The following is a 19,379-nucleotide window of genomic DNA, read 5'->3' as shown; positions in this document are numbered from 1 at the left end:
AAAGGCGGAAAGGCAAGGAAACTCCGCTAAGGGCTCTCACATCCTGTGAGAAACGCCCAGTACCTTCATCCTGAAGGCATTTGTTTGGTGGCGATAGCGAAGAGGTCACACCCGTTCCCATACCGAACACGGAAGTTAAGCTCTTCAGCGCCGATGGTAGTCGGGGGTTTCCCCCTGTGAGAGTAGGACGCCGCCAAGCAATTGCACGTTAGTGCAATTATGGAGGATTAGCTCAGCTGGGAGAGCATCTGCCTTACAAGCAGAGGGTCGGCGGTTCGAGCCCGTCATCCTCCACCATTTTAATTATACATACTCGGCTTTACATATATGCCGGTGTAGCTCAATTGGTAGAGCAACTGACTTGTAATCAGTAGGTTGGGGGTTCAAGTCCTCTTGCCGGCACCACTTTTATATGATATAATATTCAAGTCTCTCGTAAGAAGAGCCATTAGCTCAGTTGGTAGAGCATCTGACTTTTAATCAGAGGGTCGAAGGTTCGAGTCCTTCATGGCTCACCATTTACATGTTGCGGATGTGGCGGAATTGGCAGACGCGCTAGAATCAGGCTCTAGTGTCTTTACAGACGTGGGGGTTCAAGTCCCTTCATCCGCACCATTTCTGCGGAAGTAGTTCAGTGGTAGAACACCACCTTGCCAAGGTGGGGGTCGCGGGTTCGAATCCCGTCTTCCGCTCCAACTATACCATCCACGCCGGGGTGGTGGAATTGGCAGACACACAGGACTTAAAATCCTGCGGTAGGTGACTACCGTGCCGGTTCAAGTCCGGCCCTCGGCATTAAGTTTTGCGCCCGTAGCTCAATTGGATAGAGCGTTTGACTACGGATCAAAAGGTTAGGGGTTCGACTCCTCTCGGGCGCGCCATAATCTGTATGAAATCGGGAAGTAGCTCAGCTTGGTAGAGCACATGGTTTGGGACCATGGGGTCGCAGGTTCGAATCCTGTCTTCCCGACCATTCTTGGGGCCTTAGCTCAGCTGGGAGAGCGCCTGCTTTGCACGCAGGAGGTCAGCGGTTCGATCCCGCTAGGCTCCACTTGGTTTCAATAAATATTTGGCGGTGTAGCTCAGCTGGCTAGAGCGTACGGTTCATACCCGTGAGGTCGGGGGTTCGATCCCCTCCGCCGCTACCAATGGACCTTTAGCTCAGTTGGTTAGAGCAGACGGCTCATAACCGTCCGGTCGTAGGTTCGAGTCCTACAAGGTCCACCACTATATGGAGGAATACCCAAGTCTGGCTGAAGGGATCGGTCTTGAAAACCGACAGGGGTGTCAAAGCCCGCGGGGGTTCGAATCCCTCTTCCTCCGCCATATATATTCTTAATCATCGCGGGGTGGAGCAGTTCGGTAGCTCGTCGGGCTCATAACCCGAAGGTCGCAGGTTCAAATCCTGCCCCCGCAACCAAATACATGAATGGATTAAGGGATGCCTGATAGGCACAACCAAAAGATTCATCTGCAAACATCAAAATGGTCCGGTAGTTCAGTTGGTTAGAATGCCTGCCTGTCACGCAGGAGGTCGCGGGTTCGAGTCCCGTCCGGACCGCCATTTAAATAATTAGGCTCGGTAGCTCAGTTGGTAGAGCAACGGACTGAAAATCCGTGTGTCGGCGGTTCGATTCCGTCCCGAGCCACCATTTATCAATATATATTTTGGCGGTTGTGGCGAAGTGGTTAACGCACCAGATTGTGGCTCTGGCATTCGTGGGTTCGATTCCCATCAATCGCCCCAAATAAAAATTGCGGGTGTAGTTTAGTGGTAAAACCTCAGCCTTCCAAGCTGATGTCGTGGGTTCGATTCCCATCACCCGCTCCATTTTTATATTGTCATGGGCCTGTAGCTCAGCTGGTTAGAGCGCACGCCTGATAAGCGTGAGGTCGATGGTTCGAGTCCATTCAGGCCCACCATGACTTTTGTATTCCACAGTAGCTCAGTGGTAGAGCTATCGGCTGTTAACCGATCGGTCGCAGGTTCGAATCCTGCCTGTGGAGCCAAATGGAGAAGTACTCAAGTGGCTGAAGAGGCGCCCCTGCTAAGGGTGTAGGTCGTGTAAGCGGCGCGAGGGTTCAAATCCCTCCTTCTCCGCCATATGATTACAGATATAACTTCTCAACATCGGCCCGTTGGTCAAGCGGTTAAGACACCGCCCTTTCACGGCGGTAACACGGGTTCGAATCCCGTACGGGTCATCCAAAAACCTTGCATATCATGCAAGGTTTTTTTATTTTTTATAAATCATGATATTTCATTCTGTATTCTATAAACAGGCAACAAAAATCTCCATATATTTCGTTTTTCTTCGGAAAATGAAGTTAAATGTCAATAAGTATAAGCGCTTTCAAGAAAGGGCTTTTTTTTATTTCTTCGAATAAATACTATAAATGAAAACTATGATGTCAGAAAGGATGATTACATGGCCGCTGCCAGCCCAACAGCACATGATGTTTATCTTTTTCACGAAGGCAGTCTGTTTAAAAGCTATCAGCTATTTGGCTCGCATTATCGCGAGCTGAATGGCCAAAGTGGATATGAATTCTGTGTGTGGGCGCCTCATGCGTCAGAAGTACATGTGGTTGGGGATTTCAACAGCTGGTCAGGAGAACAGCATGTGATGCACAGAGTGAACGACAACGGGATTTGGACGTTATTTATTCCAGGTTTGGGAGAAGAGGAACGGTATAAGTATGAAATCGTGACTCATAGCGGTGAAATCAGGCTTAAGGCAGATCCATATGCTGTTTATTCTGAAGTCAGGCCCAATACAGCGTCACTTACTTACGACTTGTCAGGATACAATTGGCAAGACCAAACATGGCAAAAGAAACAGAAGGCTAAGACGCTGTATGAGAAGCCCGTTTTTATTTATGAACTTCATCTCGGTTCTTGGAAGAAACATTCCGATGGCAGGCATTACTCCTATAAAGAATTAAGTCGGTCGCTTATTCCTTATATCAAAGAGCATGGGTTTACTCATATCGAACTGCTTCCAATATATGAGCATCCTTATGATCGTTCCTGGGGATACCAGGGAACGGGTTATTACAGCCCGACAAGCAGGTTTGGTACGCCGCATGATTTGATGAAGTTTGTGGATGAATGCCATCAAGAAAACATTGGAGTCATTCTGGATTGGGTTCCCGGACATTTTTGTAAAGATGGACATGGCCTTTATATGTTTGATGGAGAACCGCTTTATGAATATCAAGAAGAACGTGATCGGGAGAATTGGCTATGGGGTACGGCTAATTTTGACTTGGGAAAACCGGAAGTTCATAGTTTTTTAATTTCTAATGCGTTGTACTGGGCGGAACTCTATCATATAGATGGATTTAGGGTCGATGCAGTGGCTAACATCCTGTATTGGCCAAATCAGGACGAACGCTATACGAATCCATATGCTGTTTCATTTTTAAAAAAACTCAATCAAACCATGCGAGAGGCATATCCGCATGTCATGATGATTGCGGAAGATTCCACGGATTGGCCTCAAGTGACAGGTGCCGTTGAGGAAGGGGGGCTCGGCTTTCATTTTAAGTGGAATATGGGCTGGATGAATGACGTACTGACATACATGGAGACACCGCCGGAAGAAAGGCGGTATTGTCATCAGCTTATTTCTTTTTCCTTACTATATGCGTTTAGTGAACATTTTGTATTGCCGTTTTCTCATGATGAAGTCGTATACGGAAAAAAATCACTTCTTAATAAAATGCCTGGCGACTATTGGCAAAAATTTGCCCAGTATCGGCTTTTGCTCGGTTATATGACGGTTCATCCCGGAAAGAAATTGATTTTTATGGGATCAGAATTTGCCCAATTTGATGAATGGAAAGACACAGAGCAGCTTGATTGGTTTTTGGACTCCTTCCCCATGCATCAGAAAGCCAGCGTTTTTACGCAAGATCTTCTCCGCTTTTATCGAAAAAGCAAAATCCTTTATGAACATGACCATCGTGCACAGTCGTTTGAATGGATTGATGTCCATAATGATGAACAATCAATCTTTTCTTTTATTCGTTATGGCAAAAGGCACGGTGAGGCGTTTGTCATCATTTGTAATTTCAAACCCGAGGTCTATCATCAATATGATGTCGGTGTTCCTTTTCTTACCCAATACATCGAAGTGCTGAACAGCGACAGTGAAGCATATGGAGGCTCAGGACAAATCAACAAAAAGCCGTTAGAGGCCAAAAAGGGAGTTCTTCACCATAAACCGTGTTATATCACGATAACCATTCCCCCTTACGGCATTTCGATTTTACGGGCGGTTAAAAAACGAGGAGAGATAAAAAGATGAAAAAACAATGTGTAGCCATGCTCCTTGCCGGCGGAAAGGGCAGCCGTCTCAGCGGATTAACGAAAAATATGGCCAAACCGGCTGTATCTTTTGGGGGAAAATACAGGATTATTGATTTTACCCTCAGCAACTGTTCCAATTCAGGCATAGACACAGTCGGGATTTTAACACAATATCAGCCTCTTGAGCTGAATTCTTATATTGGAATCGGGAGTGCATGGGACCTTGACAGATATAATGGCGGCGTGACGGTTTTACCCCCTTATGCCGAGTCCTCAGAGGTCAAATGGTATAAAGGGACGGCAAGCGCCATTTATGAAAATCTCAATTATTTGAATCAGTATGATCCTGAATATGTGCTGATTTTATCCGGAGATCACATATACAAAATGGACTACGGCAAAATGCTCGATTTTCACATTGAAAAGAAAGCGGATGTGACCATCTCTGTTATCGAAGTGGAATGGAAGGAAGCAAGCCGGTTCGGCATCATGAAGACCAATGCAGATGGAACGATCACACATTTTGACGAGAAGCCCAAATTCCCTAAGAGTAATCTTGCCTCAATGGGAATTTATATATTTAATTGGCCGCTTTTGAAACAGTACCTTGAGATGGACGATCGGAATCCATATTCAAGCCACGACTTCGGCAAAGACATTATTCCTTTGCTTTTGGAGGAGAAAAAGAAGCTTTCTGCTTATCCGTTTAAAGGATATTGGAAGGATGTCGGAACAGTGCAGAGCTTGTGGGAAGCCAATATGGATCTGTTAAAAGAGGATTCGGAGCTGAAGCTCTTTGAACGCAATTGGAAAATTTATTCCGTCAATCCGAATCAGCCTCCGCAATTTATTTCATCTGACGCGCAGGTTCATGATTCGCTTGTAAATGAAGGCTGTGCAGTATATGGGAATGTGTCTCAATCTGTGCTTTTTCAAGGGGTTACTGTCGGTAAGCATGCGACTGTCACTTCATCGGTCATTATGCCGGATGTGACGATCGGCGAGCATGTAGTAATTGAAAATGCCATCGTGCCTAGAGGTCTGGTACTGCCGGATGGCGCAGTGATCCGATCAGAAAAAGACATTCAGGAGGTGCTGCTCGTTTCAGAGGAATTTGTAGAAAAAGAATTGATTTAATTACTGAAGAGGGGGCAGAGTCAGTGTTCAATAATCAAATGTTAGGTGTTATAGATGAAACCACATATAAGCATTCTCTTCAGGATTTAACGGCACAGCGGTCGCTGGGGGCGATCCCCTTTGCCGGCAGGTACCGTCTGATCGATTTTATGCTGTCCAACATGGTGAATGCGGATATTAGGAGTGTCGCGATTTTTCCGAAGTATCGCTACCGGTCGCTTATGGATCATCTTGGGGCGGGTAAGGAATGGGATTTGCATCGGAAAAAGGATGGCCTCTTTTTTTTCCCATCGCCCCACCTTCACCAAGAATACGATGAATTCGGTTCTTTTCGACAGTTTTCCGACCATCTTGATTACTTTCACAGAAGCACACAGCAATATGCTGTCATCTCCAACAGCCATACCGTATGCAACATTCAATTTCAATATGTGCTGAAACGCCATCAGGAGGTTGGCTGCGACGTCACCGAGGTATGTCAGGACGGCCAGTCGCTGCAAATCTATATCATGTCTACAGCGCTTTTAAAGGATTTGATCTACGGACATAGTGAAAAAGGCTATAAAACCATTCAGGAGGCGGTAGAAAAAGAATCCTCCTCCTTGACGATTTGCCCCTATGAATATTCAGGTTATGCCGCAATCATTGATTCGGTGGAAAAGTATTATATCCACAGTATGGAGCTTATTCAGCCTCGTTTTTGGCAGCAGGTGTTTTTACCGCAGCAGCCAATCTATACAAAAGTGAAGGATGAGCCGCCGACGAAGTACGGAAAACACAGCACTGTGAAAAATTCCTTGGTGGCAAATGGCTGCGTGCTTGAAGGAGAGGTTGAAAACTGCATATTGTTTAGAGCGGTTCATGTTGGAAAGGGGACGAAGCTGAAAAATTGCATTATTATGCAAAAGACGCAGATTGGCGAGGGTTGTCTGCTTGAGCAGGTCATTTCTGATAAGGACGTTAAAATCGGCAATGCGACGGAGGCTGCGGGAACAGCTGAGCAGCCGCTTGTATTAAGAAAAGGTTTGGTGCAAGGAGAGCTGATGAACTCTTGAAGGTATTATTTGCTGTGTCTGAATGTACTCCGTTTGTGAAATCAGGAGGTCTTGCCGATGTAGCCGGCGCTCTGCCAAAGGCACTTTCGCAATTAGGCAATGAAGTAACTGTGATGCTGCCGAAGTACAGCCAAATACCTGAGCGTTGGAAAAAGCGCATGAAAAAAGCGGCTGAGTGTACGGTTGCCGTCGGCTGGCGTCAGCAATATTGCGGTATTGACCATCTGGCCGAAGATGATGTGAATTATTATTTCATCGACAATGAATATTATTTTAACAGGGATTCGTTGTACGGGCATTATGATGACGGTGAACGGTTTGCTTTTTTTTCAAGAGCGGTGCTGGAGGCCGCCGAAGCTGTGAATGTTCAAGCTGATATTGTTCATACTCATGACTGGCATACAGCGATGGTCAATTATTTGCTGAAAGAAGAATACAAAAAACATCCTTTTTATGAGCGGATGAAATGCGTGCTCACAATCCACAACCTGCAGTTTCAAGGCATATTCCCTCCTGATGTCACACATGACTTGCTGGGGCTTGAGATGGATCATTTTCATTATGAAAGGTTAGAATGCAACGGATTTGTTAATTTTATGAAGGCGGGCATCATTGCGGCTGATCATGTGACAACTGTTAGCCCTACTTACAGAAATGAAATATTGACGCCTTATTATGGTGAACAGCTGGATCAGGTTTTGCGATATAGGGAAAATGACGTAACCGGCATATTAAACGGCATTGATGATACGTTCTATCATCCGAAAAGCGATCCCTATATAGAGGCGCATTATGATTCAGAGCATCTTGCATGCAAGGAAGAAAATAAAACGAGGCTTCAGAGGCGGATGGGACTTCCAGAGCGAAACGATATTCCGCTGATCAGTATGGTGACAAGGCTCACTAAACAAAAGGGCCTTGATCTTGTCCGCAGAATTATGCATGAGCTTCTTGAGGAGCAGGACATACAACTGATTGTGCTGGGCACAGGGGAACGCGAATTTGAAGATTATTTCCGGTACGCGGAATTTGCTTTTTATGAGAAGTGCCGAGCGTACATTGGGTTTGATGAGCCGCTTGCCCATCAAATTTATGCGGGCTCTGATATGTTTTTGATGCCGTCGAAATTTGAGCCGTGCGGCTTGGGGCAGCTCATTGCTCTTCAATATGGCGCCATTCCGATTGTCAGGGAGACGGGCGGCCTTTACGACACTGTCCGTTCCTATCAGGAGGAAGAGGGAACGGGCAATGGCTTTACGTTCTCTGCCTTCAATGCGCATGATCTGAAGTTTACGATTGAGAGGGCGCTGTCGTTTTATCGTCAACAGGATGTATGGAAGAGCCTCATGAAGGCCGCAATGACTGCAGATTACAGTTGGGAGCAGTCAGCGAAAGAATATCAGCGCATTTTCGAGCATGTGACAAGGAGTGGACGGGATGTTCTCGAGTAAAGAACGCTTTGCAGCCTTATTTTTAAAGCGTCTGGAAATGACGTGCGGAAAAAGCTTTAAAGACTCTGCCAAGCTCGATCAATATAAAACGTTGGGCAATATGGTCAGAGAGTATATCAGCGCTGATTGGATCCAGACCAATGAGAAAAGCAGGTCCAATTCCGGAAAGCAGACATATTATTTGTCAATCGAATTTCTTCTCGGTCAGCTCCTTGAACAAAATTTAATGAATCTTGGCGTTCGTGATGTGGTAGAAGCAGGCTTAAAGGAAGTCGGCATTAATTTAGAGGAGATCCTTCAGATAGAAAGTGATGCAGGTCTAGGCAATGGCGGGCTTGGGCGCTTAGCCGCATGCTTTTTAGATTCGCTCGCTTCATTGAACCTGCCGGGACACGGAATGGGCATCCGTTATAAGCATGGCTTGTTTGAGCAAAAAATTGTAGACGGACATCAGGTGGAGCTGCCTGAGCAATGGCTGAAAAACGGGAATGTATGGGAAGTAAGAAATGCAGATCAGGCTGTTGACGTGCCGTTTTGGGGCGAGGTCCATATGACAGAAAAAAACGGGCGTCTGCATTTCCGCCACGAGCAAGCTACAATCGTTACCGCCGTTCCATATGATATCCCGATTATCGGGTATGAAACGGGCACCGTTAATACGTTAAGGCTTTGGAACGCCGAGCCCTATGCGCATTATCATGGCGGCAATATTTTGTCTTATAAGCGGGAAACAGAAGCTGTTTCTGAATTTTTATATCCCGATGACACTCATGACGAGGGGAAAATTTTACGGCTGAAGCAGCAGTATTTTTTAGTATGCGCAAGCTTAAAAAGCATTGTGAACAATTACCGAAAAACAAATAAATCTTTATCCGGCCTGCATAAAAGAGTGAGCATTCATATTAATGACACCCATCCCGCGCTGGCGGTGCCTGAGCTGATGCGGATATTGCTTGATGAAGAGAACATGAGCTGGGAAGAGGCCTGGCATATCACCGTACATACGATTTCTTATACAAATCATACGACATTGTCAGAAGCGCTGGAGAAATGGCCGATTCATTTGTTTAAGCCGCTGCTCCCGCGAATGTATATGATTATTGAGGAGATTAATGAAAGGTTTTGCCGTGCGGTTTGGGAGAAGTATCCTGGAGACTGGAAACGAATAGAGGACATGGCGATTACGGCGCATGGTGTCGTCAAAATGGCTCATCTGGCTATAGTGGGCAGCTACAGTGTAAACGGCGTTGCCAAAATTCATTCCGATATTTTAAAGGAAAGGGAAATGCGAGACTTTCATTTGCTGTTCCCGAATCGTTTTAACAATAAGACGAATGGAATTGCCCACAGGCGCTGGCTGCTAAAAGCGAATCCAGGCTTATCTGCCATCATCACGGAGGCGATAGGAAATGAATGGGTGAAACAGCCGGAATCACTGATCCGCTTAGAACCGTATGCCTCTGATCCTGCTTTTATTGAACAGTTTCAAACCAACAAAAGCAGGAAAAAACAAGAGCTTGCCGATTTGATTTTTTGCACGGCGGGGGTTGTTGTGAATCCTGACAGCATATTCGACGTTCAGGTGAAACGGCTTCATGCATACAAACGGCAGCTTCTGAATGTTCTTCATATTATGTATTTGTATAACCGGCTCAAGGAGGATTCGGGATTTTCAATTTATCCGCAAACCTTTATTTTCGGGGCAAAGGCTTCACCGAGCTATCACTATGCCAAGAAAATCATTAAGCTGATCCATTCTGTCGCGGAAAAAGTCAACTATGACCCGGCAGTCAAACAGCTCATTAAGATTGTTTTTTTGGAAAACTACAGAGTTTCTATGGCCGAGCGGATTTTTCCGGCATCAGATGTAAGTGAACAAATTTCAACCGCAAGCAAGGAAGCGTCTGGTACAGGAAATATGAAGTTTATGATGAACGGCGCTTTGACGATCGGCACGCATGACGGCGCCAATATTGAGATTCTTGAGCGGGTGGGATCTGATTGTATTTACACATTCGGTTTAAAAGCGGATGACGTTCTATCGTATCAGGAAAACGGCGGCTATAGATCGAGGGAATATTATCAGCATGACCGCAGAATCAGACAGGTAGCGGATCAGCTGATCAACGGTTTTTTTGAAGGGGAAGCAGATGAATTTGAATCGATTTATGACTCGCTGCTTCCGCATAATGATGAGTATTTTGTACTGAAGGATTTCAGCTCATATGCGGATGCGCAGGAGCGTATTCAAGCTGATTATCGCGATCGGCGAAAATGGTCTGAGCGTTCGATTTTAAACATTGCCCATTCTGGTTATTTCTCCAGCGACCGCACGATCCGGGAATATGCGAAAGACATTTGGGGAATTCAGCCGATGATGTAAAAAAAGCCGCTGTTAGAGCGGCTTTTTGTTTTACAGATTCATTGAATAGATTGTAAAGGATAAGAACGTAGCAAATGCACTCCATAAAACATAAGGCAAAAGAAGATAGCTTGAGGCTCTGCTGTATGTTTTCGTTACGATTATTAAAATGAGTGCTGTGATGGCGACAAGCAGGCAGTCAATCGATGCAGCCAGCAAATTCTTTTGGGTAAATTGAAAATAGCTGAATGCCTGATTCAGCACATAGTTCATCAAAAGCGTAAGCCAAAAGCTTTTCGCATGTTTAAATGAAAACGCGGCATACACAATGGCAGCTGAAAGGGAGATCAGGGCAAACAGGATGGCCCAAATGATGCCGATCGCAGATCCGCTTGGCGTCCAGTCCGGTTTTTTCAATGAATTGTACCATTCTTGGTCAATAGGAAACAGGTAGCCTGCGGCTGAAAACAGCGCATATGTTATCACAAAAACCGCTATGGCGCCGACAATCTTTTTCATGTTTGCAACCTCCGTATGTATTTATTTTACATTTACACTTACCCTTTATCTTATAAAGATCAAACCCCCGATATGCGGGGGAAATGATGGATTTAAATCAGCTGCTGCAATGCGTTTGCTTTTATGCGTTCATATTCAAAAGCCGACTCTAATTCTTCCTTCGGTAAAGCAGACTTGCGGACGTATTTTTCGCGAATGACGTCGTAAAGCTCATAAGGAAACAGCATATCAATAAACATGACTTGTTTTTGTTCATCAGTTAATGGCGCTCTGGATTCATAAGCGTTCAGCATGACATGAAATGTTTCTTCATCCCAAACGCCCGTAGTATCCAACAGAGGAATAATCATTTTGCGCAAATCGCGAATAGGCAAATCAAATGATACGGTATCTAAGTCGATGACCCAAATCTGTTCGTTTTCGCCTAAGAGGGTATTTCCGGTTCCATAATCCTGGTGACAAAGGTTAGGGCTTTTTTTCAGCTGTTCTGTCCATGGAACATAGGACGACTGCAAAAGCCGGTCTTTGATGCGCAGTCCGTCTTCAATAAAGCTGTCTATCTCCTGAAGATAAAGCTGTGAGAAGGGATCTTCTTTATCCATCTGCGCCATCAGCTTCCACGTTTCCATCTGTTTGCACCGTTTCGTGTAGTGATTCGGCCAGCGCCCCAGTTTGGTGAATACGGGAACGCCATTTGGCGGCTGATAACCGACGGAAGCTGTGTGAAAATCAGCAAGGCCTTTCATGATAAACTCCAAATCGGGCTTTACAGTCAGCTCAAACGGCCTTCCTTCGATCCAGTCATAGACGACAAATAGAAAGGAGCCGTGCTTGGAATATAGGCTGCCTTTTTTGTTTGGGAGTATGCCGGGAACATTCATGCCTTTTTTTGCTAAATAATCCTGTGCGAAAATGGAAAACAAGGCTTTCTTCTCTGGCCTGTGTATTCGTTTCAGACAAACCGCGCCGGAGCCTGTGTGAACCTTCCATACAAGCGCCATCTGGTTTCCCTGAATGACGTCTATTTTTTCAGCCTGTATATCCCATCCTTGAAGCACATTTTCAGCCAGTTCGGTTAATTTTCTTTCATCTTCTGCTGATAAAGGAAGCTCTGATGAATTCCCCTCCTCAATGACTTCTTGGTTTTCTGCCATTAAAGGACACATCCTTACCTGTTTTACTCCTACCTTATGAATCAAAAGCAAAAAATGATTGAGATATGTGACTATATTTGATAGAAGAATATAGTTGTTTACCCGTTTTGTTTTTGGGGCAGTCCCATTCCGCACAAGTTGGTTGTTCAGCCGTATCATGATTCTAACTAGTTAAAAATCACGCAGGAATGGAGGCTATGTATGAAAATAGCACTGATCGCCACAGAGAAGCTTCCTGTCCCCTCGGTTCGAGGAGGCGCCATTCAAATCTACCTCGAAGCGGTTGCCCCTTTGATTGCCAAAAAACATGAGGTGACTGTGTTTTCTATTAAAGACCCAAATCTCGCTGATAGAGAAACCGCAGACGGTGTCCATTATGTTCACTTGGATGAAGACCGTTATGAAGAAGCGGTTGGAGAAGAGCTGAAAAACGGCCGTTTTGATCTAGTGCATGTCTGTAATCGCCCAAGCTGGGTGCCGAAACTGAAGAAACAGGCGCCAGACGCTGTTTTTATTTTAAGCGTTCACAACGAAATGTTCGCTTACGATAAAATCAGCCAGGCAGAAGGTGAGGTTTGCATCGATTCTGTTGCGCAGATTGTTACGGTCAGCGATTATATCGGCCGGACGATCACAAGCCGTTTTCCTTCAGCCCGATCAAAAACAAAAACGGTGTATTCCGGTGTGGATTTGAAGACGTACCATCCCCGCTGGACAAAAGAAGGGCAGCGTGCTCGGGAAGATATGAGAAGCGAGCTGGACCTTCACGGCAAAAAAATTGTCCTGTTTGTCGGCCGGCTCAGCAAAGTAAAAGGCCCGCACATTTTATTGCAGGCGCTGCCTGACATTATCGAGGAGCATCCCGATGTCATGATGGTATTTATCGGGTCAAAATGGTTTGGAGACAACGAGTTAAATAACTATGTCAAACATCTTCATACTCTGGGTGCGATGCAAAAGGAACATGTCACATTTATTCAATTTGTGAAGCCAAAGGACATTCCGCGCCTTTATACCATGTCAGATGTATTTGTGTGCTCTTCGCAGTGGCAGGAGCCTTTAGCAAGGGTGCATTATGAAGCGATGGCTGCGGGACTGCCGATTATTACAAGCAATCGGGGAGGCAATCCAGAGGTCATAGAGGAGGGAAAAAACGGCTACATCATTCATGATTTTGAAAATCCTAAACAATATGCCGAACATATCAATGATTTGCTCAGCAGTTCGGAAAAACGGGAACGGCTTGGGAAATACAGCCGTCGAGAGGCAGAAAGCCAATTCGGCTGGCAGAGGGTGGCGGACAATCTGCTCAGCGTGTATGAAAAGAACAGATAGAAGGGGTGAACAGAGTGTACCAAAAAGAGCATGAAGAACAGATTGTGTCCGATATTCTCAGCTATTATCCGTTCCAGATCGAACATGTGGCGCTGAAATCAAACAAAAGCGGGCGGAAAATCTGGGAGATACAAACCGATCAAGGCCCAAAGCTATTAAAAGAAGCGCAGATGAAACCGGAGCGGATGCTTTTTATCACTCAGGCACATGCCCATTTACAAGAGAAAGGGCTGCCGGTAGCGCCGATTCATCAAACAAAAAATGGCGGGAGCTGCTTAGGAACGGATCAGGTCTCTTACAGTTTATATGACGAAGTGACAGGAAAAGAAATGATTTACTATGATGCAGAGCAAATGAAAAAGGTCATGTCATTCGCCGGCCATTTTCATCATGCGTCAAAAGGATATGTTTGCACAGATGAAAGCAAGAAAAGAAGCAGGCTTGGCAAATGGCATAAATTGTACCGGTGGAAACTGCAGGAATTAGAAGGGAATATGCAGATCGCGGCGTCTTATCCTGATGACTTATTTTCGCAAACTTTCTTAAAACACGCTGATAAAATGCTGGCAAGAGGAAAAGAAGCTCTGCAAGCGCTTGATGAGTCAGAGTATGAAAACTGGACAAAAGAAACGCATGAACATGGCGGATTCTGTTTTCAGGATTTTACATTGGCGCGTTTGACAGAGATTGACGGGGAGCCTTTTTTAAAGGAGCTTCACTCGATTACCTATGATTTGCCGTCAAGAGATCTTCGCATTCTGCTGAATAAAGTCATGGTTAAGCTTTCTGTCTGGGATATCGATTTCATGGTGGAGCTGCTTGCAGCCTATGATGCAGTGTATCCGCTCACAGAGAAACAGTACGAGGTGCTGTGGATTGATCTCGCGTTTCCGCATCTGTTCTGTGCAATCGGCCATAAGTATTATTTGAAGCAAAAGAAAACGTGGTCAGATGAGAAGTACAACTGGGCGCTGCAAAATATGATTTCTGTTGAAGAATCCAAAGATGCGTTTTTGGATAAACTGCCGGAGCTGTATAAAAAAATAAAAGCGTATCGGGAGGCGAATTGACATGAGGTCATCGAGACAAAAAGCCTCTATTTCTAAACTCGATCTCGACCAATTCGTATTTACACCGCCTGGATCGATGGGATGGCAGGCTCATGACACAAACTCAGCCGAGAAGGAAGAAGAAGAGAAGCATTTGGCTGCGGGCAGCATCCGAGAGCTCCCTAACAATGCACCGAACAAACATCAAGAAGAAAAGAAGGAAAAGGAAAAGGAAACGGACCGCAAAGTCATGGATGATGAAGAAACGAAATTCGAAACCATCCGAGAGCTTGAGGAAGAGCATGATTCCAAACGTTCAGCGCCGCCAATTGAAGAAGAACTGGATGAAGAACTGGATGAAGAACTGGATGAAGAACCTGAACATGCGGAGGATGATAGAGTAGAAATCATCATTCTTCCAAGTGAATCAGCACCAGCTCCATGGTTTTCTCATACTGTAAAACGCAAGGCATAAAATCGCTTTATGCCTTTTTTTATGTGCCCTGCAGCGAAAAAACAGCCCGTATTGAAACACGAGCTGCAGGCCTTATGATTTTGCTTTCACAAAAAGCTGGTTTATAAATGATAAATCTAGGTTTTGCGTCAGAAAAGGCGGCGGAAATTGTTTGTTTTCCGGTGCCAGAATCGATTCATAAACGGCATTAAGCCGTTTGGCAGCATGGTTAAAGGTAAATGAAGATTCTACACGGTGACGGCCGTTTTTTGTGATTTTGTTCATTAATTGTTGATCAGTAAAGGCTCTGTCAATTGCTTTCGCAAATGAAGAAGGCTTGTTGTAGCTGTCGATAACGAGGCCGTTGACTTCGTGTTTTACGACCTCGCCGTTTCCGCCCCGGTTTGTGGTAATTAAGGGCGTTCCTGCTGCCATGGCTTCATAATTCACGCGGGCGAGGGGTTCATTCCACTGGGAGCTGCACACAAATACATCCGCCATCAGAAAGAGGTTGGGAATGTCGTCTGCGGGGATGAATTTCGTAAAGATCACGTGCTCTCTGTATGGCAGCGCCAGCTTTCGCAGATAGGTTACATATTGGTTTTCGCCGTCATCACTGAACCACTTCCCGCCTGCTATGACCAGCACAGCGTCGGGATGCTGCTGCAAAATCCGTTTCATGCTGTGGATGAGAAGGTGCGGCCCTTTTGTCGGGCTTAAACGGCCGGCGAATAAAATGACTTTTTTATCCTCAATGCCGTATTTTTTTCGGTATGCCTCTCTGACAGCCGAACCTTTTATCGTCCAGACAGGCGGATAAGAGCGGATGTCAACGCCGGAATATACGACTTTTGTGATGTCCTCGGCTTCAGGGAAACGTTCAATGACGGTTTGTTTAATAAATTCGCTGACGGTTGTGATCATGGAGACATTGGCGATTACTTCTTTTCCTTGTGCGAAGGTCATCTTTTTTTCAGAAAACATTTCGTTGTGAAGGCTCAGAACAATCTTGCTGTTTGGTGCGGCTTTTTTATATAAAGAGACATTTAAAGGCCTGTTGAACACATGAATAAGGTCAAAGGAAGAGGCTCGCAGCTCCTCGGCTACCGCCTCGCGGTAATGCTCTTTTGGCAGATGGATATATTGTACGCCGTTTTTCGTTTCTCTTTTTGGGAGCGATGGATCTTCTATTGAAAAAATGGTGAGATCGTACCGGCTGCTGAAATAAGGCGTGACACCGTCAATCATCATTTGAATAGCGCCGCCGCGTACCGCGGGCGCCGGCAGCTTTTCTGTACAGATAAAGGCAAGCTTCATTTTCATTCCCCCTGATACAGCGACGATAAATAGGCGATTTCGTTCGCCAAACCATCCTTTAGGGACGTGGCGGGATCGTAATGCAAGAGCTGTTTTGCTTTTGAAATATCCGCCCACGTTTTGCTCGGTTCCCCTGCTATTTTGTCCGAAAAGTGCAGTGTTGCTTTTTTACCGGAAATGTCTTCAATGAGGGAGACAATCTTTAAGACTGAGGCACGCTCTGCGCCCCCGATATTCACTGTTTCACCAATAAGGCGGGGTTTCCCGAGAACAGCGGTGATGCCTTTGATACAGTCGTCAATATAGGTGAAATCTCTTGACTGCTGTCCATCGCCGAATATGGTGAGCGGCTTTTGCAGAAGGTGCTGCTTGATGAGCCGGTGAAAAGCCATGTCCGGCCGCTGTCTCGGCCCGTATACGGTAAAGAAACGGAGAATCACAATTGGAATGCCAAAGCTTTGCTGATACACATGGCAAAGCTTTTCGCCCGTAAGCTTTGTTACGCCGTACGGGGACAAAGGGGAAAGCGACGCGTCTTCACTGACTTTCCCTTGTTTTTCGCCGTAGACGGAAGAGGTGGAAGCAAAGACGAACGTTTGAACCGGATGTTCCCGGCATGCCTCAAGGAGCCTTTGGAGCGCTTGTATATTATGTGCGGCATATGGGTGAAAATGATTGCCCCAGCTTGAGCGGACACCGGGTATGGCCGCCAAATGATAGATGACGTCCACTCCTTCCAGCAAGGGAGAAAGATCTGCTGTCAGCAGATTTTCCTTTATGAACGTAAATCGTTTTTCTGGCAGCAAGACTTCAAGGTTTTTTAATTTTAAGGAAAATGGAGTCGGTCCGATAAAGTCGTCGATTCCGATAACGTGATGTGTTTCATCCTTTAGCAATTCTTCGCAGAGGTGGGAGCCGATAAATCCCGCTGCTCCTGTAACGAGTATTTTCATGGGCGGCCAACTCCCGTGCAGATCAGGCCGCAAGCCTCGAGTAGTTCTTTTTTTAGCACGTTGCGTCCGTCGATTACAAGACGCCCTTTCATCGTGCTTGCAGCCTTTTTCCAATCTAATGCTAAAAATTCAGGCCATTCTGTCGCCAAAAATAAAAAGTCACTCTCTTCTATCGCGTCAAAAGCTTGAGAATGCTGAGTCGCATGTTGCTGCAAATGTTCTGGAAGAACAGCTTCGGGATCATAAGCATGAACATGACATCCCAGCTCTGTCAGACTTTCCATCAGCCTGACGGCTTGAGAATTCCTGATGTCATCAGTATGCGGTTTGAAGGAAATGCCAAGCACAGCCGCTTTTTTGCCGTGAAGTGTATCGAAGAATGACTTTATTTTTTTGATATACAGGCCGAGCTGGGTGTCATTGATGTTCTGTACGGCTTGAAGCAGATAGGTCTCCGTGTTTTGTTCCTGGGCGGCGAATTGCAGCGCCTGCAGATCCTTTGGAAAACAAGAGCCGCCATATCCGATGCCGGCCTGCAAAAAGTGTCCTCCGATTCTCGGGTCAAGTCCGATGGCGCGGGAAATATCTGAGATATCTGATTGATAGGCTTCACATATGCGTGCCATTTCGTTAATGAACGAAATTTTGGCTGCTAAGAAGAAGTTATTGGCGTATTTGATCAGCTCTGCTCCTGCTAAGCTTGTAATGATATAAGGGGTGTCAATGGGTTTGTAAATGGATTTGACGATTGCTGCCGATACGTGGTCTCCTTCCTGAACACCGATAACCGTTTTGTCAGGATGAAGCATGTCATGCAAGGCGTTGCCTTCCCGCAGAAACTCCGGATTGGATACGATGTTAAATAATCTTTCAGAAACTCCGGAGGCAATCAGCTGTTTTGCTATGTTTTCATTTGTCCCGGGCGGAACAGTGCTTTTCGTAATGATGGTTTTATACGATCTGATCGCATCGCTCAAATCGCTGATGACAGATTGCAGGGCTTTCGTATTTGCTGATCCGTCCGAACGCGGAGGGGTCCCGACCGCGATAAAGATGACGGGACATTCCTCCATGCTCGATTTCACTTCAGTAGAAAACGAGAGATTGCCGCAATGGTTTACTGCATCAGAAAGCCCAGGCTCGTAAAAGGGAATGTCTCCATTTTTCAGCTGCTCGATTTTTTTGACGTCTTTGTCTGTGCATATCATGTCATGCCCGATGGATGCCAGTGCCGCTGATAAGGTTAAACCGACATATCCGGCGCCAACCACACAAATTTTCATCACCTGAGCTCCTTTACAAGATTACTGGTCATATATCAATATCCTATTAAAAAAGGGCTGGTTCGTGATTCCGCTTTCTGCCCAGTTGCTTCCGCCTAATTTCAAAAGGACAAACATCGGGGTGCGCTCATGGAATATCATGTAATAAATAAGAGCTGAGGGGAAAATAACATGATAAAAAAAGCGATCATTCCTGCCGGCGGATACGGAACGAGAAATCTGCCTGTGACGAAGGTGATTCCGAAAGAAATGTTTCCGGTAGGATCTAAGCCCGTGATTCATTATATTGTCGAAGAACTGAAGGAGTCAGGCATTGAAGATATTTTGATGGTTGTATCAAGCCACAAAAATCTAATTGTCGACTATTTTGATTCCTCTTTGGCGCTTGAAGCTTTTCTGGCTTCCCGAAATAAACTGCATTTACTCAGTGAACATCCCATTCCGGATATACGGATTCATTACGTGCGGCAGCCTTATGCAAAAGGTCTTGGCGATGCGATTTCTTTTGGAAAGCAATTTGCCGGCGGAGAGCCTTTTGCCGTCGTTTTGCCGGATGATCTGATCTTTTCCGCTCATCAGCCGGCTTTGGGGCAGATGATTGAGGCGTATACGCAATATCAGTGCAGTGTGATCGGCTTAAAAGAAACAAAAACGGAGGATTTGCACCATTACGGCGTGATAAAAGGGGAGTCTGTTGAAAAAGGGCTTTATCGCATTCAGGATATTGTGGAAAAGCCTAAACAAAACCCGCCGTCTCATTTTGCGGCAGCAGGACGTTATATTTTCACACCGGATATTTTTGATGAGCTAAAGACTTTAAAAGCAGATGCCGGAGGAGAAGTGCAAGTAACAGATGCGATTAAAGCTTCACTCGGGGCATGCGATGTTTACGGAAAACTGCTGGAGGGCAAGCGGTATGACATCGGATTGCAAAAGGATTATCTGAAGCTGATTACCGATATGCTGACAACGGAAAAGAACCCCCAATAACCGGG

General features: G+C 45.6%; 14 protein-coding genes, 21 tRNA genes and 1 rRNA gene. 31 read left to right on the top strand and 5 right to left on the bottom strand.

Features of this window, described 5'->3' with window-relative positions; genetic code table 11:
- Nucleotides 1–83 precede the first annotated feature (83 nt).
- The 27 genes from rrf (at nucleotide 84) to glgP (ending at nucleotide 10,341) form a co-directional block, all read left to right on the top strand.
- A 5S ribosomal RNA gene (gene rrf, locus EFK13_RS15855) occupies nucleotides 84–199 on the top strand.
- A 22-nt stretch (nucleotides 200–221) separates the two neighbouring features.
- Nucleotides 222–297, top strand: a tRNA-Val gene (locus EFK13_RS15850).
- A 32-nt stretch (nucleotides 298–329) separates the two neighbouring features.
- A tRNA-Thr gene (locus tag EFK13_RS15845) sits at nucleotides 330–405 on the top strand.
- Nucleotides 406–442: 37 nt separating this feature from the next.
- A tRNA-Lys gene (locus EFK13_RS15840) sits at nucleotides 443–518 on the top strand.
- A 10-nt stretch (nucleotides 519–528) separates the two neighbouring features.
- A tRNA-Leu gene (locus EFK13_RS15835) sits at nucleotides 529–615 on the top strand.
- Between the two features lie 5 nt (nucleotides 616–620).
- Nucleotides 621–695, top strand: a tRNA-Gly gene (locus EFK13_RS15830).
- A 14-nt stretch (nucleotides 696–709) separates the two neighbouring features.
- Nucleotides 710–795: transfer RNA gene (locus tag EFK13_RS15825), tRNA-Leu, on the top strand.
- A gap of 9 nt (nucleotides 796–804) precedes the next feature.
- Nucleotides 805–881: transfer RNA gene (locus EFK13_RS15820), tRNA-Arg, on the top strand.
- 15 nt (nucleotides 882–896) lie between these two features.
- Nucleotides 897–973, top strand: a tRNA-Pro gene (locus EFK13_RS15815).
- 5 nt (nucleotides 974–978) lie between these two features.
- A tRNA-Ala gene (locus EFK13_RS15810) sits at nucleotides 979–1,051 on the top strand.
- A 20-nt stretch (nucleotides 1,052–1,071) separates the two neighbouring features.
- Nucleotides 1,072–1,148 (top strand) — tRNA-Met (locus EFK13_RS15805).
- A gap of 2 nt (nucleotides 1,149–1,150) precedes the next feature.
- Nucleotides 1,151–1,227, top strand: a tRNA-Ile gene (locus EFK13_RS15800).
- A 6-nt stretch (nucleotides 1,228–1,233) separates the two neighbouring features.
- Nucleotides 1,234–1,326 (top strand) — tRNA-Ser (locus EFK13_RS15795).
- 17 nt (nucleotides 1,327–1,343) lie between these two features.
- Nucleotides 1,344–1,420, top strand: a tRNA-Met gene (locus EFK13_RS15790).
- A 67-nt stretch (nucleotides 1,421–1,487) separates the two neighbouring features.
- Nucleotides 1,488–1,564 (top strand) — tRNA-Asp (locus tag EFK13_RS15785).
- 12 nt (nucleotides 1,565–1,576) lie between these two features.
- Nucleotides 1,577–1,652 (top strand) — tRNA-Phe (locus EFK13_RS15780).
- Nucleotides 1,653–1,671: 19 nt separating this feature from the next.
- Nucleotides 1,672–1,747: transfer RNA gene (locus EFK13_RS15775), tRNA-His, on the top strand.
- Between the two features lie 10 nt (nucleotides 1,748–1,757).
- Nucleotides 1,758–1,831, top strand: a tRNA-Gly gene (locus tag EFK13_RS15770).
- Between the two features lie 15 nt (nucleotides 1,832–1,846).
- Nucleotides 1,847–1,923 (top strand) — tRNA-Ile (locus EFK13_RS15765).
- A 12-nt stretch (nucleotides 1,924–1,935) separates the two neighbouring features.
- Nucleotides 1,936–2,010: transfer RNA gene (locus EFK13_RS15760), tRNA-Asn, on the top strand.
- 3 nt (nucleotides 2,011–2,013) lie between these two features.
- Nucleotides 2,014–2,104: transfer RNA gene (locus EFK13_RS15755), tRNA-Ser, on the top strand.
- A 29-nt stretch (nucleotides 2,105–2,133) separates the two neighbouring features.
- Nucleotides 2,134–2,205, top strand: a tRNA-Glu gene (locus tag EFK13_RS15750).
- Nucleotides 2,206–2,429: 224 nt separating this feature from the next.
- On the top strand, nucleotides 2,430–4,313 hold the full coding sequence (glgB, locus tag EFK13_RS15745; protein ID WP_129507808.1) for a 1,4-alpha-glucan branching enzyme: 1,884 nt from the start codon (nucleotides 2,430–2,432) through the stop codon (nucleotides 4,311–4,313).
- Nucleotides 4,310–5,452, top strand: coding sequence for a glucose-1-phosphate adenylyltransferase (locus EFK13_RS15740; protein WP_129507809.1), 1,143 nt, complete (start codon nucleotides 4,310–4,312; stop codon nucleotides 5,450–5,452). The genes glgB and EFK13_RS15740 overlap by 4 nt, the downstream gene beginning before the upstream one ends.
- A 23-nt stretch (nucleotides 5,453–5,475) precedes the next feature.
- On the top strand, nucleotides 5,476–6,507 hold the full coding sequence (gene glgD / locus EFK13_RS15735) for a glucose-1-phosphate adenylyltransferase subunit GlgD (protein WP_129507810.1): 1,032 nt from the start codon (nucleotides 5,476–5,478) through the stop codon (nucleotides 6,505–6,507).
- On the top strand, nucleotides 6,504–7,958 hold the full coding sequence (gene glgA / locus EFK13_RS15730) for a glycogen synthase GlgA (protein WP_129507811.1): 1,455 nt from the start codon (nucleotides 6,504–6,506) through the stop codon (nucleotides 7,956–7,958). Before glgD ends, glgA begins: the two co-directional genes overlap by 4 nt.
- On the top strand, nucleotides 7,945–10,341 hold the full coding sequence (gene glgP / locus EFK13_RS15725; protein WP_129507812.1) for a glycogen phosphorylase GlgP: 2,397 nt from the start codon (nucleotides 7,945–7,947) through the stop codon (nucleotides 10,339–10,341). The genes glgA and glgP overlap by 14 nt, the downstream gene beginning before the upstream one ends.
- 30 nt (nucleotides 10,342–10,371) lie before the next feature.
- On the opposite strand, the gene EFK13_RS15720 is transcribed toward glgP, so the two are convergent.
- Both EFK13_RS15720 and cotI read right to left on the bottom strand, forming a co-directional pair.
- Nucleotides 10,372–10,839 (bottom strand): TspO/MBR family protein, encoded by a 468-nt coding sequence (locus EFK13_RS15720; RefSeq protein WP_129507813.1) that lies wholly within the window; start codon nucleotides 10,837–10,839, stop codon nucleotides 10,372–10,374.
- A 92-nt stretch (nucleotides 10,840–10,931) separates the two neighbouring features.
- Entirely contained in the window at nucleotides 10,932–12,005 is a 1,074-nt protein-coding gene (gene cotI / locus EFK13_RS15715; protein ID WP_129507814.1) for a spore coat kinase CotI, read from the bottom strand.
- 189 nt (nucleotides 12,006–12,194) lie between these two features.
- On the opposite strand from cotI, the gene cotSA reads away from it, so the two are divergent.
- Genes cotSA through EFK13_RS15700 form a run of 3 tightly spaced genes read left to right on the top strand, consistent with a single transcriptional unit; the run spans nucleotide 12,195 to nucleotide 14,852 of the window.
- Nucleotides 12,195–13,328: a spore coat protein CotSA gene (cotSA, locus tag EFK13_RS15710; RefSeq protein WP_129507815.1), complete on the top strand. Its 1,134-nt coding sequence runs from the start codon at nucleotides 12,195–12,197 to the stop codon at nucleotides 13,326–13,328.
- Nucleotides 13,329–13,342: 14 nt separating this feature from the next.
- The gene (cotS, locus tag EFK13_RS15705) at nucleotides 13,343–14,398 is read left to right on the top strand and encodes a spore coat putative kinase CotS (RefSeq protein ID WP_129507816.1); all 1,056 of its coding nucleotides are present in this window, start codon (nucleotides 13,343–13,345) and stop codon (nucleotides 14,396–14,398) included.
- Between the two features lies 1 nt (nucleotide 14,399).
- Nucleotides 14,400–14,852, top strand: a complete 453-nt coding sequence (locus tag EFK13_RS15700) for a hypothetical protein (RefSeq protein ID WP_129507817.1) — start codon at nucleotides 14,400–14,402, stop codon at nucleotides 14,850–14,852.
- A gap of 72 nt (nucleotides 14,853–14,924) precedes the next feature.
- Here the strand turns inward: EFK13_RS15700 and EFK13_RS15695 are convergent, their stop codons facing one another.
- From EFK13_RS15695 to EFK13_RS15685, 3 genes are read right to left on the bottom strand one after another with little or no spacing between them, the layout of a single operon-like run.
- On the bottom strand, nucleotides 14,925–16,148 hold the full coding sequence (locus EFK13_RS15695; protein ID WP_129507818.1) for a glycosyltransferase family 4 protein: 1,224 nt from the start codon (nucleotides 16,146–16,148) through the stop codon (nucleotides 14,925–14,927).
- 2 nt (nucleotides 16,149–16,150) lie between these two features.
- A complete protein-coding gene (locus EFK13_RS15690) occupies nucleotides 16,151–17,101 on the bottom strand; it encodes an NAD-dependent epimerase/dehydratase family protein (RefSeq protein WP_129507819.1) in 951 nt (316 codons plus the stop codon).
- Nucleotides 17,098–18,384, bottom strand: a complete 1,287-nt coding sequence (locus EFK13_RS15685; protein ID WP_129507820.1) for a UDP-glucose dehydrogenase family protein — start codon at nucleotides 18,382–18,384, stop codon at nucleotides 17,098–17,100. The genes EFK13_RS15690 and EFK13_RS15685 overlap by 4 nt, the downstream gene beginning before the upstream one ends.
- Before the next feature lie 171 nt (nucleotides 18,385–18,555).
- On the opposite strand from EFK13_RS15685, the gene EFK13_RS15680 reads away from it, so the two are divergent.
- On the top strand, nucleotides 18,556–19,374 hold the full coding sequence (locus tag EFK13_RS15680; RefSeq protein ID WP_129507821.1) for a UTP--glucose-1-phosphate uridylyltransferase: 819 nt from the start codon (nucleotides 18,556–18,558) through the stop codon (nucleotides 19,372–19,374).
- Nucleotides 19,375–19,379: the final 5 nt, after the last annotated feature.

It is taken from the genome of Bacillus cabrialesii, from assembly GCF_004124315.2.
GTDB lineage: Bacteria > Bacillota > Bacilli > Bacillales > Bacillaceae > Bacillus > Bacillus cabrialesii.
Note: the sequence above shows the minus strand (reverse complement) of the source record. Positions and strands in the feature narration are given on the sequence as shown.

Excerpts from the sequence above, each read along its gene's own strand:
- glgP (WP_129507812.1), top strand. The coding sequence starts at position 7,945 with ATGTTCTCGAGTAAAGAACGCTTTGCAGCCTTATTTTTAAAGCGTCTG.
- EFK13_RS15740 (WP_129507809.1), top strand. The coding sequence starts at position 4,310 with ATGAAAAAACAATGTGTAGCCATGCTCCTTGCCGGCGGAAAGGGCAGC.
- EFK13_RS15695 (WP_129507818.1), bottom strand. The coding sequence starts at position 16,148 with ATGAAGCTTGCCTTTATCTGTACAGAAAAGCTGCCGGCGCCCGCGGTA.
- cotSA (WP_129507815.1), top strand. The coding sequence starts at position 12,195 with ATGAAAATAGCACTGATCGCCACAGAGAAGCTTCCTGTCCCCTCGGTT.
- cotI (WP_129507814.1), bottom strand. The coding sequence starts at position 12,005 with ATGTGTCCTTTAATGGCAGAAAACCAAGAAGTCATTGAGGAGGGGAAT.
- EFK13_RS15720 (WP_129507813.1), bottom strand. The coding sequence starts at position 10,839 with ATGAAAAAGATTGTCGGCGCCATAGCGGTTTTTGTGATAACATATGCG.
- EFK13_RS15685 (WP_129507820.1), bottom strand. The coding sequence starts at position 18,384 with ATGAAAATTTGTGTGGTTGGCGCCGGATATGTCGGTTTAACCTTATCA.
- EFK13_RS15680 (WP_129507821.1), top strand. The coding sequence starts at position 18,556 with ATGATAAAAAAAGCGATCATTCCTGCCGGCGGATACGGAACGAGAAAT.
- glgB (WP_129507808.1), top strand. The coding sequence starts at position 2,430 with ATGGCCGCTGCCAGCCCAACAGCACATGATGTTTATCTTTTTCACGAA.
- EFK13_RS15690 (WP_129507819.1), bottom strand. The coding sequence starts at position 17,101 with ATGAAAATACTCGTTACAGGAGCAGCGGGATTTATCGGCTCCCACCTC.
- EFK13_RS15700 (WP_129507817.1), top strand. The coding sequence starts at position 14,400 with ATGAGGTCATCGAGACAAAAAGCCTCTATTTCTAAACTCGATCTCGAC.